Source organism: Mycobacterium sp. 1245499.0, assembly GCF_001673615.1.
Classification (GTDB): Bacteria; Actinomycetota; Actinomycetes; order Mycobacteriales; family Mycobacteriaceae; genus Mycobacterium; species Mycobacterium europaeum_A.
The window spans coordinates 12,603-29,295 of sequence record NZ_LZMG01000153.1; the positions used below are offsets into that span (position 1 = coordinate 12,603).

Annotated in this window: 3 protein-coding genes and 1 pseudogene; 3 read left to right on the forward strand and 1 reads right to left on the reverse strand. The window is 70.5% G+C overall.

Features of this window, described 5'->3' with window-relative positions:
* Positions 1-237: 237 nt before the first annotated feature.
* Positions 238-2,820: pseudogene (lnt, locus tag A5646_RS07895) on the forward strand (apolipoprotein N-acyltransferase).
* Between the two features lie 39 nt (positions 2,821-2,859).
* Here the strand turns inward: lnt and A5646_RS07905 are convergent.
* Positions 2,860-3,195 carry an RNA polymerase-binding protein RbpA gene (locus A5646_RS07905; protein ID WP_007770897.1) on the reverse strand — a complete coding sequence of 112 codons (336 nt, stop codon included), beginning with the start codon at positions 3,193-3,195 and terminating at the stop codon, positions 2,860-2,862.
* Positions 3,196-3,374: 179 nt separating this feature from the next.
* On the opposite strand from A5646_RS07905, the gene A5646_RS07910 reads away from it, so the two are divergent.
* Positions 3,375-3,725: a hypothetical protein gene (locus A5646_RS07910; protein ID WP_082972054.1), complete on the forward strand. Its 351-nt coding sequence runs from the start codon at positions 3,375-3,377 to the stop codon at positions 3,723-3,725.
* Between the two features lie 417 nt (positions 3,726-4,142).
* Positions 4,143-16,691, forward strand: a complete 12,549-nt coding sequence (locus A5646_RS07915) for a type I polyketide synthase (RefSeq protein WP_067021077.1) — start codon at positions 4,143-4,145, stop codon at positions 16,689-16,691.
* The last annotated feature ends 2 nt before the right edge of the window (positions 16,692-16,693 follow it).

The following is a 16,693-nucleotide window of genomic DNA, read 5'->3' on the forward strand; positions in this document are numbered from 1 at the left end:
GACCCCATCAGCGACGAGGCCGAATCGGACCGCGACGACCAGCCCGCCGACGTGCGCCCCGAGCCGGGAGAACTCGAGGACGACGATCGTGACGGGGGCCCCGCGGAATCGGAACCGGGCGACGAGCCCGGGCCGTCCGGGCCCACGCTGGCCGAGCGGCTGGGGACGGTGGCGCGCGGCGCGCTGACCGGGCTGGTCGCCGCCGTGATCGCGCGGCTGCCCGCCGCCCAGGCCGCCATGCTGCCCCGCCTGACCCGGCTCAGTTGCGCCATCGCGGGCGGCCTGCTGTTCTGCGCCAGCTTCCCGTCGCTGAACTGGTGGTGGGCGGCCGTGGTGGCCGCCGCATTGCTGGGATGGGTGCTGACGCACCCGGCGACCACGCCGGCAGGCGGCCTGGGTTACGCGTTCCTGTTCGGGCTGGCGTTCTACCTGCCGCTGCTGCCGTGGGTAGGACTGCTGGTCGGGCCCATCCCATGGATCGCGCTGGCCACCGTATCGGCGCTGTTTCCCGCCCTGTTCGGCCTGTGCGCCGTCACCGTGCGCCGGCTGCCCGGTTGGCCCATCTGGTTCGCGCTGATCTGGGCCGCTCAGGAGTGGCTCAAGTCGGCCGTCCCGTTCGGCGGCTTTCCCTGGGGTTCGGTCGCATTCGGTCAGACGCACGGTCCGTTCCTGCCGCTGGTCCAGCTCGGCGGCGTGGCGCTGCTGTCCATGGCGATCATGCTGGTCGGCTTCAGCGCGACGGCCATCGCGCTCGAGATCGTGAAGTGGTGGCACTCCGGTCACCCCGCTGCACGCCCCGCCGGCGGCACCGACGAACCGGGGCACCCCGATCCCGCGCCGCCCGCGGTGGTGGTGCCCGGCGTCTGCATCTGCCTGGTGCTCTTCGCGTCGCTCATCGTCTGGCCACAGGTGCGCCACGCCGGTACCGGGTCGGGCGGCGAGCCGTCGGTCACCGTCGCAGCCGTGCAGGGCAACGTGCCGCGGCTGGGCTTCGAATTCAACGAACAGCGGCGGGCGGTGCTGGACAACCACGTCCGGGAGACCCTGCGGCTGGCCGACGACGTGCGCGCCGGGGCCGCCCCGCAACCGCAATTCGTGATCTGGCCGGAGGACTCGTCGGACATCGACCCGCTAGTCAACGGCGACGCCGCGCTGCAGATATCCCAGGCCGCGGCGGCCATCGGCGCGCCGATCCTGATCGGCAGCGTGCTCGAGGTGCCGGGGCGTCCCCCGCAGGATCCGAACTACACCAACACCATGATCGTGTGGAATCCGGCGACGGGCCCGGCCGATCGCCACGACAAGGAAATCGTGCAGCCGTTCGGCGAGTACCTGCCGATGCCGTGGCTGTTCAAGCACCTGTCCGGCTACGCGGGCCGCGCCGGAAGCTTCGTGCCGCGCCGGGGCCCCGATGTGGTGCACATCGCAGGGGTGCCCCTGGGCGTCGCCACCTGTTGGGAAGTGATCTTCGACCGGGTGCCGCGACAAGCGGTGCTCGGCGGTGCCCAACTGCTGGCCGTACCGGCCAACAACGCCACCTTCAACAAGAGGATGAGCGAGCAGCAGCTGGCATTCGCCAAGGTCCGGGCCGTCGAACACGACCGGTACGTGGTGGTGGCCGGCACCACCGGAATCAGCGCCGTCCTCGCCCCCGACGGCGGCGAGTTGGCGCGCACCGACTTCTTCCAGCCCGCGTATCTGGACATGCAGGTGCGCCTCAAGACCAGGCTGACGCCGGCCACTCGCTGGGGACCGCTGCTGCAATGGGCCATGGTCCTGGCGGCCGGGGCGGTCATTCTGGCCGGGATACGGCAGAATGGATGGTTCCCGCGTTCGACACGTCTGCGGTCCACACGTCGATCGACAGGGGCCGGTGCCACCCCGGGCGACCCCCCGCCCGACGAGCACGACCCGGACACTGCGCCCGACCCCCGGGACCGCACGCCGGCAGACGACGGCGACTGACCACCCTCCGTCCGACCAGGACGGCCGGCTTTTCGAATTCGGGCGACACAGAGGAGCTACATGACCACCGGCCAGCCGGCGCCCCAGGTTCCGGGCAACCGCCCCAGCCAGCGCGTCTTGGTGATCATCCCCACCTACAACGAGCTGGAGAACCTTCCGGTGATCCACCGGCGGCTCAAAGAGGCGTGCCCGCACGTGCACCTGCTCGTGGTGGACGACAGCAGCCCCGACGGCACCGGCCAGCTCGCCGAGGAGCTGGCGGCCGGCGATGCGGGACGCACGCACGTCATGCACCGCACCGCCAAGGACGGCCTGGGCGCGGCGTATTTGGCGGGCTTCGCCTGGGGTTTGAGCCGTGACTACTCGGTGCTGGTCGAGATGGACGCCGACGGCAGCCACGCGCCCGAGCAGCTGCACCGCCTGCTGGACGCCGTCGACGCCGGGGCCGATCTGGCCATCGGCTCGCGCTACGTCGACGGCGGGACGGTACGCAACTGGCCATGGCGGCGCTGGGCGTTGTCCTGGACGGCGAACACCTATGCCCGCCTGGCGCTCGGCATCGGCGTGCACGACATCACCGCCGGCTACCGCGCCTACCGCCGCGAAGTGCTCGAGGCGATCGACCTCGACGGCGTCGACTCCAAGGGCTACTGCTTCCAGATCGATCTGACCTGGCGAACCATCTGCAACGGCTTCACCATCACCGAGGTGCCCATCACCTTCACCGAGCGCGAGCTCGGCGTGTCCAAGATGAGTGGATCGAACATCCGCGAGGCCCTGGTCAAGGTCACCCGCTGGGGTGTGCAGGGCCGGCGGTCGGGGGCCCGGACCAGCAGGGCCGACAACCGCAGCTAGTTCTGCGGCCTGCGGGCCGGCCCCGACTGAATCGGCGGCTCAGCCGCGACGGCGGGTCTTGATGATCTCGAGGCGCTCCTTGAGCAGCTCTTCGAGCTCCTCGACGGAGCGGCGCTCCAGCAACATGTCCCAGTGCGTCCGCGGCGGCTTCACCTTCTTCGGCTCGGGCAGGTCGCCCTCGATCAGGGTGCCTTCCAGGCCGTTGCGGCACAGCCAGGTGCCGGGGATCTCGGCGTCGTCGGCGAAGGGAACCTCGAACTCCTCACCGTTCTCGGTGCGGTACTTCGCGAGCTGACGCGGAGCCAGGTCGTGGTTGCGGTCAGTCTCGTAGCTCACGGCCCCGAGGCGACTGCCTCTCAGTACGCGATCAGCCATGGCTGCTACTCCTTCAGGTCTTCTCGGAGCTCTCCGGCTCCCTTACTGCGTTCAGTGCGAACTCTTCATCTAGCAAACGCTGCGATCATCTGCGCAGTTCCCCGGCCGGAGCCGGCATACGCGACGCGACCTTCCATGATACCGGGATCGCCGGGAAAACCCGACTAAAGTCGGCAGGCGTGAGCCGCCGTACCCGCCCGCAGCCCTGTCGCTGGTGTGGTCGAGACGTCACCGACGCGGGAATGGGCCGTCGTCGCCAATACTGCCGGCAGTCGTGCCGGCAGCGGGCGTACGAGCAACGGGCGTCGCTGAACCGCAACGGCGCGGCGGCCGTCCCCGAGGACGCGGTGGTGCTGTCGGCCGACGAAGCGGCCGACCTGTCGGATCGCGTCTACCAGGTGCGCTGCGCGGCCGAGGACGTCGCCACGGCCGTGGACGAAGGCGCCGGTGCCACCGAGCTGCGCCGGTTATGCGACACCCTGATCCAAGCCGCCAGGGCCGCCGACGGCTGGCGCCGAGCGGGTGTGTGACCGCGCCGCGGCACCGGACCGGCCGTGCCTGGCGCCGCACCGGGACATTTCCCGACATGCGCCTGACCACCGGCTATGGCCGGCCGGGTACAGTCGCGCCATGGACGTCGGGCCATGTCTACAACGCACCGCTGTCCAGCGAGCACACCGGGCACCTCGTGTCACATCTTCTTTGCGCGGCGCGGCGCAACTGTCCAGGCCGGTCCTCCCGTAGCAGTCGGGAGCAGCGGACGTTTTGAAATCCTGTCGGAGTTGGCCATACTCACCAGCAACATTCTTGGGTCGGAGAGCGGCACGACGCTGGTCGAACGGGAAACGACGCCGCCTCGTGCAGCAAATTCCGTGACTCGGCGAGAACCGCATCCGGCGGTGGAAGACGGCCGCACGTCGTCAGGCGAAGGTTAGGCGAGGTTTGTGATGGTTGATCAACTCCAGCATGCGACCGAAGCGCTGCGCAAAGCGCTGGTCCAGGTTGAGCGCCTGAAGCGCACCAACCGTGCGCTGCTGGAGCGGTCCAACGAGCCGATCGCGATCGTCGGTATGTCCTGCCGCTTCCCGGGCGGCGTGGACAGCCCGGAGGCGCTGTGGCAAATGGTCGCCGACGGCCGCGACGTGATCTCGGAGTTTCCCACCGACCGCGGCTGGGACGTGGCGGCCCTGTACGACCCGGATCCCGACGCGCGGCACAAGTGCTACGTGAAAACCGGCGGCTTCGTCGACGGCGTCGCGGACTTCGACCCGGGCTTCTTCGGCATCGCGCCCAGCGAGGCGCTGGCGATGGATCCTCAGCATCGGATGCTGCTCGAACTGTCGTGGGAAGCCTTGGAGCGAGCCGGGATTGACCCCAGCGGGCTGCGCGGCAGCGCCACCGGCGTGTTCGCCGGGCTCATCGTCCAGGGCTACGGCATGCTCGCCGAGGAGATCGAGGGTTACCGGCTGACCGGGATGACCTCCAGTGTCGCCTCGGGGCGGGTGTCCTATGTGCTGGGGCTGGAGGGCCCGGCGGTGTCGGTGGACACGGCGTGTTCGTCGTCGTTGGTGGCGCTGCACATGGCCGTGCAGTCGCTCCGCTCGGGGGAGTGCGACCTGGCCCTGGCCGGCGGTGCGACGGTGAACGCCACGCCGACCGTCTTCGTGGAGTTCAGCCGGCACCGCGGCCTGGCGCCCGACGGCCGGTGCAAGGCCTACGCGGGTGCGGCCGACGGCGTCGGCTGGTCCGAGGGCGGCGCCATGCTGGTGGTGGAGCGCTTGTCGGACGCGCAGCGCCTGGGGCACCCGGTGCTGGCGGTGGTGCGCGGCTCGGCGGTCAACCAGGACGGCGCCTCCAACGGGTTGACCGCGCCCAACGGTCCCTCGCAGCAGCGGGTGGTGCGTGCCGCGCTCGCCAACGCCGGGTTGGCCGCGGCCGACGTCGACGTCGTCGAGGGGCACGGCACCGGAACCACTTTGGGTGACCCGATCGAGGCCCAGGCGCTGCTGGCGACCTATGGGCAGGATCGCAGTGAGCCGCTTTGGCTGGGGTCGATCAAGTCGAACATGGGCCACACGCAGGCCGCCGCCGGGGTGGCCGGCGTCATCAAGATGGTGCAGGCGATGCGCCACGAGACACTGCCCGCGACGTTGCACGTGGACGCTCCTAGCCCGCACGTGGACTGGTCGGCGGGTGCGGTGTCGTTGCTGACCGAGGCACAACCCTGGCGGGCCGAACGCCCGCGCCGGGCGGGCGTGTCGTCGTTCGGCATCAGCGGCACCAACGCGCACGTCATCGTCGAGGCCGCCCCGGCCGAACCGGTGCGGGAGGCCGGCCCGGCGCGGGCGGTGGTCCCGTGGGCGGTGTCGGCGAAGTCCCCGTCGGCGTTGGCCGCGCAGGCGGCCCGGCTGGCCGAATACGTTCGCGCGCACGATGATCTGGACGTCGCCGACATCGGGTGGTCATTGGCGGGCCGCGCGACGTTCGAGCACCGGGCCGTCGTGGTGGGCGGTGACCGCGACCGGCTGCTGGCCGGGCTGGAGGAGCTGGCCAACGACGACCCGACCGGATCGGTCATCCGGGGCACCGCGACACCGGCTGGCAAGACGGTGTTCGTCTTCCCCGGCCAGGGCTCCCAATGGCTGGGCATGGCAATCGAATTGCTGGACACCGCACCGGTATTCGCACAGCAGATCCGGGAGTGCGAACAGGCCTTCGCCGAATTCGTCGACTGGTCGCTGACCGACGTGCTTCGCGGCGTGCCCGGCGCTGCGAGCCTGGACCGCGTCGACGTTGTGCAGCCGGTGCTCTTCGCGGTGATGGTGTCGCTGGCCGAGCTGTGGAAGTCGGTCGGGGTGAACCCCGACGCGGTGATCGGCCATTCGCAAGGGGAGATCGCGGCCGCCTACGTCGCCGGCGCGCTGGCGCTGCGCGACGCCGCCCGGGTGGTCACGTTGCGCAGCAAGCTGCTGACGTCACTGGCCGGCCCCGGCGGCATGCTGTCCATCGCCTGCAGCACCGAACGGGCGCGGGAGCTGTTGGCGCCGTACGGGAACCGAGTCAGCATCGCCGCCGTCAACGGCCGCTCGGCCGTCGTGGTGTCGGGCGAGGTGGCCGCGCTCGACGAGCTCGTCGGCTTCTGCGCCGACCTCGAGCTGCGGACCCGGCGCATCGACGTGGACTACGCCTCGCATTCGGTTGAGGTCGAGGCGATCCGCACCGACCTCGCCGAGGTGCTGTCCGGCATCGAACCGCGCTCCACGCGCATCGCGTTCTTCTCCACCGTGACCGGAAACCGCTTGGACACAGCCGGATTGGACGCCGAGTACTGGTACCGCAACATCCGGCAGACCGTGCAGTTCGACCAGGCGGTCCGCAGCGCCTGCGAACACGGCTACCGCACATTCATCGAATCCAGTCCACACCCCGCCTTGGTCGCCGGCATCGAAGACACCGCCAACGACAGCCTGCCGGGTGACACCGAGGCCATCGTCGTCCCCACCCTGGGCCGCGAGGACGGGGGACTCGAGCGATTCCTGACTTCGGCCGCCACCGCGTTCGTCGCGGGGGTCAGCGTGCAGTGGCGCGGCGCGCTGGACGGCGCGGGCTTCGTCGAGCTACCGACGTATGCCTTTGATCGGCGGCGTTTTTGGCTCTCCGGGGAGGGCATCTCGGCGGACGCGTCGGGCTTGGGGCTCGGCACCAGCGGGCACCCCCTGTTGACCGCGGTCGTCGAGCTGCCGGCCTCGGGCGGGGTCGTCCTGACGGGCCGTTTGTCGCCGGGTCTGCAGGGCTGGCTGACCGATCACGCCGTGTCCGGCACGGTCGTGTTCCCCGGATCCGGCTTCGTGGAGCTGGCGATTCGCGCCGGCGACGAAGTGGGCTGCTCGACGGTCGACGAACTCACGTTGCAGGCGCCGTTGATGTTGCCCGCCAAGGATTCCGGGTCGGGCTCGGTCGCCGTGCAGGTGGTGGTGGGTCCCGCCGAAGAGTTCGGTCAGCGCGCGGTGTCGATCTTCTCGCGCCCCGACACCGGCTCGGGCTGGGTGTGCCACGCCGAAGGAACGCTGAGCCCCGGCTCGGTCGAGCCGGGTGCGGACCTGTCGGCCTGGCCGCCGGCGGGAGCCGTCAAGGTCGACGCGGCCGACGGCTACGAGCAGTTGGCGGCGCGCGGCTATGGCTACGGCCCGGCCTTCCAGGGCCTGACCGCGACGTGGGTCCGCGACGACGAGGTGTTCGCCGAGGTGCGTCTGCCCGACGCCGCCGGCGGCGTCAACGGGTTCGGCGTCCACCCGGCCTTGCTGGATGCGGCCATGCACGCACTGGTGGTCAGTCACCCGATAGCCGGCCAGACCGACGAAGTGGTGTTGCCGTTCTCCTGGCAGGGCGTGTCGTTGCATGCGGCGGGGGCGTCCGCGGTGCGCGTGCGCATCGCCTCGGCATCGGCGCCGGAGTCCGCTTCGACCCTGTCCAGGGCGCTCTCGATCGAGCTGGCCGACGGATTGGGCTTGCCGGTGCTGTCGGTGCGCGCGATGGTCGCGCGTCCGGTGAGCGAGCGGCAGCTGCGCGCGGCCGTGTCGGCCTCTGGCCCGGACCGGTTGTTCGAGGCGGTGTGGTCGCCCGCTACGACCACGGCCGGTGACGCCGAGCCGCCGGTACACGAGGTTTTCGAATCCGTTGCCGCCGGCGAAGATCCGGTGTCCGGAACGTATGAGCGCACCCATCGGGCACTGGCGGCCGTGCAGTCGTGGCTCACCGAGCATGACTCCGGGGTGCTGATCGTCGCGACCCATGGCGCGATGGGCTTGGCCGGGGAGGACGTCCCCGATCTGGCCGGCGCGGCCGTGTGGGGGCTGGTGCGTTCGGCGCAGACAGAGCATCCCGGCCGCATCGTGCTGGTGGATTCCGATGCGGCGCTTGACGATAGCGCGATAGCGACCGTTCTGGCCGTCGGCGAGCCGGCGGTGTTGCTGCGTGACGGCAAGGCGTACATCGCTCGGGTGCGCGGCAGCCGCGCAGTCGACGGCGTCATGACGCCCCCGGCTGACGGGCCGTGGCGGCTGGGCATCAGCAGCGCGGGAACCTTCGAAAACCTGCAGCTGGAGCCCGTTCCCAACGCCGGTGCCGCGCTGGAACCGGGCCAGGTTCGGGTGGCGCTGCGTGCCATCGCCACCAACTTCCGCGACGTCATGATCACCCTGGGCATGTTCACCCACGACGCCCTGCTCGGTGGCGAGGGCGCCGGCGTGGTGGTCGAGGTCGGGCCGGGAGTCACCGAGTTCGCGGTCGGCGATTCGGTCTACGGCTTCTTCCCCGACGGCAGCGGCACGTTGGTGCCCGGCGACGTCCGCCTGCTGCAGCACAAGCCCGCCGACTGGTCTTATGCCGAAGCGGCCGGCATCTCAGCGGTTTTCACCACCGCCTATATGGCCTTCATCCACCTGGCCGACGTCAAGCCCGGGCAGCGGGTGTTGGTGCACGCCGCCGCCGGCGGCGTGGGCATGGCCGCGGTTCAGCTGGGCCGGCACTTGGGCCTGGAGGTGTTCGCGACCGCGAGCCGCGGCAAGTGGGACACGTTGCGGGCCATGGGCTTCGACGACGACCACATCGCGGATTCGCGCAGCCTCGAGTTCGAGGAGAAGTTCCGGGCGGTGACCGGCAGGACCGGCATGGCCGGGATGGATGTGGTGCTGGACTCGCTGGCCGGCGAATTCGTCGACGCCTCGCTGCGGCTCGTCGCTCCCGGCGGCGTGTTCCTGGAGATGGGCAAGACCGACATCCGCGACCCGGGTGTGGTGGCCCAGGACTACCCGGGTGTCCGCTACCGCGCCTTCGACCTGTTCGAGCCCGGCCGTCCGCGGATGCATCAGTGGATGGACGAGCTCGCCGGGCTGTTCGACGCTGGGGTGCTGAAACCGTTGCCCGTCACGACCTTTGATGTGCGGCGCGCCCGCACCGCGCTGCGCTACCTGAGCCAGGCCCGGCACATCGGCAAGGTCGTCATGACTCTGCCTTCTGGGCTCGCATCCGGCACCGTGCTCATCACCGGCGGCACCGGCATGGCGGGTTCGACGCTGGCCCGTCACCTGGTGGCCAACCACGGCGTCGAAGACCTGGTGCTGCTGAGCCGGCGCGGTCCGGACGCCCCCGGGTCCGCCGAGTTGATCGCCGAGCTGCAAGCCGCCGGAGCCCGCGCGCGCGTGGTCGCGTGCGACGCCGCCGATCGGGCGGCACTGGCGCAGGTGATCGCCGACATTTCGGCGCAGCGGCCGCTGTCTGGCGTGATTCACGCGACCGGCGTGCTGGACGACGCGACGATCACCTCGCTGACACCGGAGCGTGTCGACGCGGTATTGCGGGCCAAGGTCGACGCGGCGTGGAACTTGCACGAGTTGACCCGCGACCTGAATCTGGCCGCCTTCGTGATGTTTTCGTCGATGGCCGGCCTGGTGGGCTCTTCGGGCCAGGGCAACTACGGAGCGGCGAACGCGTTCCTGGACGGGTTGGCCGCACACCGGCGGGCGCACGGGTTGCCCGCGATCTCGCTGGCCTGGGGGCTGTGGGATCAGGCCAGCGCCATGACCGGCGGACTGGACGCCGCCGACCTCGCCCGGCTCGGCCGCGACGGAATCTTGGCGCTGTCCTCGGACGAGGCGATGGAACTGTTCGACACGGCATTGATCGTCGACGAGCCGTTCATGGCGCCGGCCCGCATCGACCTCGCCGCGCTGCGGGCCCATGCGGTCGCGGTGCCGCCGATGTTCACCGATCTGGTCAACGCCCCGACGCGCCGCCGGGTCGATGACTCGCTGGCCGCCGCGAAATCGAAGTCGGCGCTGGCGCATCGCCTGGACGGGCTGTCCGACGCCGAGCAGCACGCCGTGCTGCTGGACCTGGTGCGATCGCACATCGCCACCGTGCTCGGGAACACCACCGCCGAGGCGATCGATCCCGACAAGGCCTTCCAAGAGTTGGGATTCGACTCCCTGACCGCCGTCGAAATGCGCAACCGACTCAAAACCGCCACCGGCCTTGCGCTTTCGCCCACCCTGATCTTCGACTACCCGACGCCCAACGGACTGGCCGGCTACATCCGCACCCAGCTCGCGGGGCTGCCGCAAGAGGTCAAGCACGCGCCGGTCGCGCGTGCCACCGACGACGACCCGATCGTTATCGTCGGCATGGCCTGCCGCTATCCGGGTGGGGTAACTTCGCCGGACGACTTGTGGGACATGCTGATCGAGGGCCGTGACGTGCTCTCGGACTTCCCGACCGATCGCGGCTGGGACCTGGCCGGCGTGTACAACCCGGATCCCGACGTGCCGGGCACCTGCTACACCCGCACCGGCGGCTTCGTCGATGGCGTCGCGGACTTCGATCCGGGCTTCTTCGGCATTCCGCCCAGTGAGGCGCTGTCGATGGACCCGCAGCAGCGCATGTTCCTGGAGTTGTCCTGGGAAGCGTTGGAGCGAGCCGGAATCGACCCCGGCAAGCTCCGCGGCAGTGCCACCGGAATGTTCGCCGGCGTATACACGCAGGGCTATGGCATGGGCGCCGCACCGACCGCCGAGGGTTTCCGGCTGACCGGGCAGTCGTCGAGCGTGGCGTCCGGCCGGGTGTCCTATGTGCTGGGGCTGGAGGGCCCGGCGGTGTCGGTGGACACGGCGTGTTCTTCGTCGTTGGTGGCGCTGCACATGGCCGTGCAGTCGCTGCGCTCAGGGGAGTGCGACCTGGCCCTGGCCGGCGGCGTCACCGTCAACGCCACCCCCGATATCTTCGTGGAGTTCAGCCGCATGCGCGGGCTGTCCGAGGACGGCCGGTGCAAGGCCTACGCGGGTGCGGCCGACGGCACCGGATTCTCCGAGGGCGGCGGCATGCTGGTGGTGGAGCGCCTGTCGGACGCGCAGCGCCTCGGGCATCCGGTGCTGGCCATGGTGCGGGGCTCCGCCATCAATCAGGACGGTGCCTCCAATGGGCTGACCGCGCCGAACGGTCCCTCGCAGCAGCGGGTGGTGCGCGCGGCGCTGGCCAGTGCGGGCTTGACGGCGGCCGACGTGGACGTCGTCGAGGGCCACGGGACGGGAACCACTTTGGGTGACCCGATCGAGGCCCAGGCGCTGCTGGCGACCTATGGGCAAGAGAGGGCCGAGCCCGGGAAACAGCCACTGTGGCTGGGGTCGATCAAGTCGAACATGGGCCACACGCAGGCCGCCGCCGGGGTGGCCGGCGTCATCAAGATGGTCCTGGCGATGCGCCACGAAATGTTGCCCGCCACACTGCATGTCGATGAGCCGAGTCCGCACGTGGACTGGTCGGCGGGCGCGGTGTCGTTGTTGACGGAGGCGCAACCGTGGCCGGGCGACCGGCCGCGCCGGGCGGGCGTGTCGTCGTTCGGCATCAGCGGCACCAACGCGCATGTCATCGTCGAGGCCGTGCCGATCGAGCCGCCGCGCGCCGCGGACGGGCCCAAGGCGCCGGTGGCGGCCTGGCCGGTGTCGGCGAAATCGCTGTCCGCGTTGCACTCTCAGGCCGCCCGGTTGGCGACCCACCTGCGCGCCCACCCGGAGGCGGACATCGCCGATGTGGGGTGGTCGCTGGCCGGCAGGTCGGCCTTCGAACACCGCGCCGTCGTCGTCGGTAGCGATCGCGACCCGTTGCTGGGGGGCCTGGACGAGCTTGCCGCCGACGACCTGGCCGGTTCGGTCATCCGTGGCACCGTGACCGCAGGCAAGACGGTCTTCGTGTTCCCGGGCCAGGGGTCCCAAACGCTGGGCATGGGAATGGGACTGCACGCCGGCTATCCGGTCTTCGCCGAGGCGTTCAACACCGTCGTGGCCGAACTGGACCGGCACCTGCTTCGCCCGCTGCGCGAGGTGATGTGGGGGCACGACGAGAACCTGCTCAACAGCACGGAATTCGCGCAACCCGCGCTGTTCGCGGTCGAAGTCGCGCTGTTCCGGCTGCTCGAATCCTGGGGTGTGCGCCCCGACTTCGTGATGGGCCACTCGATCGGGGAGCTGGCGGCTGCCCACGTCGCCGGCGTGCTCTCGTTGGAGAACGCCGCGGTACTGGTCGCGGCCCGTGGTCGATTCATGCAGGCGCTGCCCGAAGGCGGCGCGATGGTCGCGGTGCAGGCTACCGAAGACGAAGTGCGGCCGCTGCTGGCGTCCGCCGAAGAAGCCGGCGTCGGCATCGCCGCGGTCAACGGGCCGACCTCGGTGGTCATTTCGGGCGCCGAAGGCGCGGTGATCGCGATCGCGGACCGGCTCCGCGTCGACGGCCACCGCGTGCATCGGCTCTCGGTCTCGCACGCGTTCCACTCTCCGTTGATGGATCCCATGATCGACGAATTCGGCACCGTCGCGGCCGGATTGGCCGTCGGTAAGCCGACCATCCCGATCGTGTCCAACGTGACCGGTCAGCTGGCCGGTGACGACTTCGCATCGCCGGCGTACTGGAAGCGGCACGTGCGGGAGGCGGTGCGGTTCGCCGACAGCGTGCGGTTCGTGCGCTCGGCCGGGGCGACCCGTTTCCTCGAGGTCGGACCGAGCAGCGGCCTGACGGCATCCATCGAAGAATCGCTGGCCCTGGACCCTTCGGCGGCCCAGGTGACCACGATGTCCGCGCTGCGCAAGGATCGACCGGAGCCGGTCGCCCTGGTCAACGCCGTTGCGCAGGGATTCGTCGCCGGGATGGACGTGGACTGGCGCGGTGCGCTGGGCGGGCCTGGTTTCGAAGCCAACCTGGTCGAGCTGCCCACGTATGCCTTTGACCGGCGCCGCTTTTGGCTTGCCGCCGACGGCGCCCCGGCCGACGCCGCGGGCCTGGGCCTGGCGGCCAGCGAACACGCCCTGCTGGGCGCGGTGGTGGAACTGCCGGCCACCGGCGGAGTGGTGCTGACCGGCCGGTTGGCGCCCGGCACCCAGGGCTGGTTGACCGATCACGCCGTTGGCGGTGTGGTGCTGTTCCCCGGTGCGGGATTCGTCGAGTTGGCGATCCGCGCCGGCGACGAGGTGGGCTGCGGCGTCGTCGATGAGCTCAATCTGGCCGCGCCGCTGGTGTTGCCCGCCGGCGGATCGGTCGCGGTCCAGGTCGTCGTCGGCGGCCCGGACGACTCGGGTGCCCGTGCGGTGTCGGTCTTTTCGCGCGCCGAAGCGGGCTCGGGCTGGTCCTTGCATGCCGAGGGCGTGCTGCGGGCGGGTTCGGTGCAGCCGGGCGCGGACCTGTCGGCGTGGCCGCCGGTGGGTGCGGTCGCGGTGGATGTCGGCGACGGATACGAGCAATTGGCCGAGCGGGGTTACGACTACGGGCCGGCGTTCCGCGGCCTGACATCGATGTGGCGCCGCGGCGACGAGGTCTTCGCCGAGGTGGCGCTGCCCGCCGACGCCGGGGTGTCGCCGGCCGGGTTCGGCGTCCATCCGGCGATGCTCGACGCGGCGCTGCACGCGGTGATGCTGGCGTCCGACAGCGACGAACTGCCCGAGGGCTCGATGTTGGTCCCGTTCTCCTGGCAACAGGTGTCGTTGCACGCCGCGGGCGCGGGGGCGGTCCGCGCGCGGATCGTACCGGTGAGTTCGTCGGCGGTGTCGATCGAATTGGCCGACGGGCTGGGGCTTCCGGTGCTCTCGGTGGCGTCGATGGTGGCCCGCCCGGTCACCGACAAGCAGTTGCTGGCCGCCGTGTCGAATTCGGGACCGGACCGGCTCTTCGAGGTCATCTGGTCGGCTCAACCGCATTCGGCGACGCAGCCGGTGTCGGTGTCCGCTTGGGGCGCAGAGGAATTGGGTGACCCTTCGGCCGAGCGCTCGGCGGTGCTGTTCGAATCGGCACCGGTGTCCGGCGACGTGATCACCGAGGTGTACGCGGCGACGCGCGCGGTGCTGCCCGTGCTGCAGTCGTGGTTGTCCCGCGAGGGCGCGGGCACCCTGGTTGTGGCGACCCGGGGCGCGATGACGCTGCCGGGGGAGGACGTCACCGATCTGGCCGGCGCGGCGGTCTGGGGGCTGGTGCGGTCGGCGCAGACCGAGCACCCTGGACGAATCGTGCTCGTCGACACGGACGCCCCGCTGGACTCCGACGCGATAGCAGCGGTGCTGGCGCTCGGCGAGCCGCAGGCGATACTGCGCAACGGCGCGGTCTACACCGCCCGAGTGCTCGGCAGTCGCGCCGTCGGCGGCCTGCTGCTGCCCCCGGACGAGGGACCGTGGCGACTCGGCATGAGCAGCTACGGCACCATCGAAAATCTGCGGATAGAGCGCATTCCCGACGCCGACGCGCCGTTGGGTCCTGGTCAGGTGCGCGTCGCGCTGTCGGCCATCGCGGCCAACTTCCGTGACGTCATGATCGCGCTGGGCCTCTATCCCGACCCCGAGGCCATCATGGGCATCGAGGCGTCCGGTGTGGTGATCGAAACCGCCGCGCCCGACGGGCGTTTCGCCGTCGGCGACTGCGTCATGGGGCTGTTCCCCGACGGAACCGGGACCATCGCCAAGACCGACCAGCGCCTGCTCGTCAAGGTGCCGCCCGGCTGGTCACACACCGCCGCCGCGACGGCGTCGGTGGTGTTCGCCACGGCGAACTACGCGCTGGTGGACCTGGCCGGCGCCAAGCCCGGTCAGCGGGTGTTGGTGCACGCCGCCGCCGGTGGGGTCGGCATGGCCGCGGTGCAACTGGCCCGGCACATCGGCCTGGAAGTGTTCGCGACCGCCAGCCGCGGCAAGTGGGACACGTTGCGCGACATGGGCTTTGACGACGATCACATCGCCGACTCGCGCAGCCTGGAATTCGAGGAGAAGTTCCGCGCGGTCACCGGCATGGCCGGCATGGATATCGTCCTGGACTCGCTGTCCGGTGATTTCGTCGACGCGTCCCTGCGCTTGATGAAGCCCGGCGGGGTCTTCTTGGAGATGGGCAAGACCGACATCCGTGACCCCGAGGTCGTCGCCCGAGACCACCCGGGGGTGCGCTACCGCGCCTTCGACCTGTTCGAGGCGGGGCCGGATCGCATCGCCCAGATGCTCGACGAGCTGGCGGCCATGTTCGGCGAGGATGTGCTACGGCCGTTGCCGGTCACCAGGTTTGACGTGCGACGCGCGCCCGCCGCGCTGCGCTACCTGAGTCAGGCCCGCCATGTCGGCAAGGTCGTGATGACGATGCCGGACGCGTGGACGGCCGGCACGGTGCTGATCACCGGCGCCACCGGCATGGCCGGTTCGGCGGTCGCGCGACACGTGGTGACCCGTCACGGTGCGCGGAATCTGGTGCTGGTCAGCCGCCGCGGCCTGGACGCACCGGGCGCCGCGGAGCTGGTCGCCGAGTTGAGCGCGGCCGGTGCGCACGTGGAGACGGTGGCCTGCGATGCCGCCGATCGCGAGGCCCTGGCCAAGGTGATCGCCGAAATCCCGATGCAGCACCCGCTGACCGGGGTGATCCATGCCGCCGGCGTCCTGCACGACGCGGTCGTGACGTCGCTGACCCCCGACCGGATCGAGTCGGTGTTGCGGTCCAAGGTCGACGCGGCCTGGAACCTGCACGAGTTGACCCGCGACCTGGACGTCGCTGCCTTCGTGATGTTTTCGTCGATCGCGGGGCTCGCGGGCGCGTCGGGGCAGGCCAACTACGCGGCCGGCAACTCGTTCCTGGACGGGTTGGCCGCCCACCGGCGGGCGCACGGGCTGCCGGCGATCTCGCTGGGCTGGGGTCTGTGGGATCAGGCCAGCGCCATGACCGGTGGCCTGGGTGCGGCCGACCGCGCGCGGTTCGGGCGTGACGGGATCGTCGCCATGTCGTCGGACCAGGCGCTGGAGCTGATGGACACCGCGCTCATCGTCGACGAGCCGTTCATGCTGCCCGCCCACATCGACCTCGCGGCGTTGCGGGTGAAGTTCGATGGCGGCACCTTGCCACCGATGTTCGTCGATCTGATCAACGCCCCGACGCGGCGTCAGGTCGATGACTCGTTGGCCGCCGCCAAGTCGAAATCTGCTCTGCTGCAACGCCTTGAAGGTCTTCCCGAGGACGAGCAGCAGGCGATCCTGCTGGATCTGGTGCGGGCCAACATCGCCACCGTGCTGGGCAGCTCCAGCCCGGAGGCAATCCATCCGGACCGGGCGTTCCAGGAACTCGGTTTCGACTCGTTGACCGCCGTGGAGATGCGCAACCGGCTCAAAGCCGCGACCGGGCTGGCGCTTTCACCGACGCTGATCTTCGACTACCCGAACTCCGCCGCGCTGGCCGGCTACATGTACCGCGAATTACTCGGATCGTCGGACCAACCCGCGGCGGCGGCCGCGCCGGGCGAAGCCGAGATTCAACGCGTCGTGGGGTCCATTCCGGTCAAGCGCCTTCGGCAGGCCGGTGTGCTGGAGCTGCTGCTGGCGTTGGCGAGCGAGGCCGAGGGCGCCGCGCAGGCCGCCACGGTGACCACCGAAAAGGACATCGCGGACATGGACCTCGACGCTCTGGTCAACGCGGCATTGCGCGACGACGACGAGTAGGC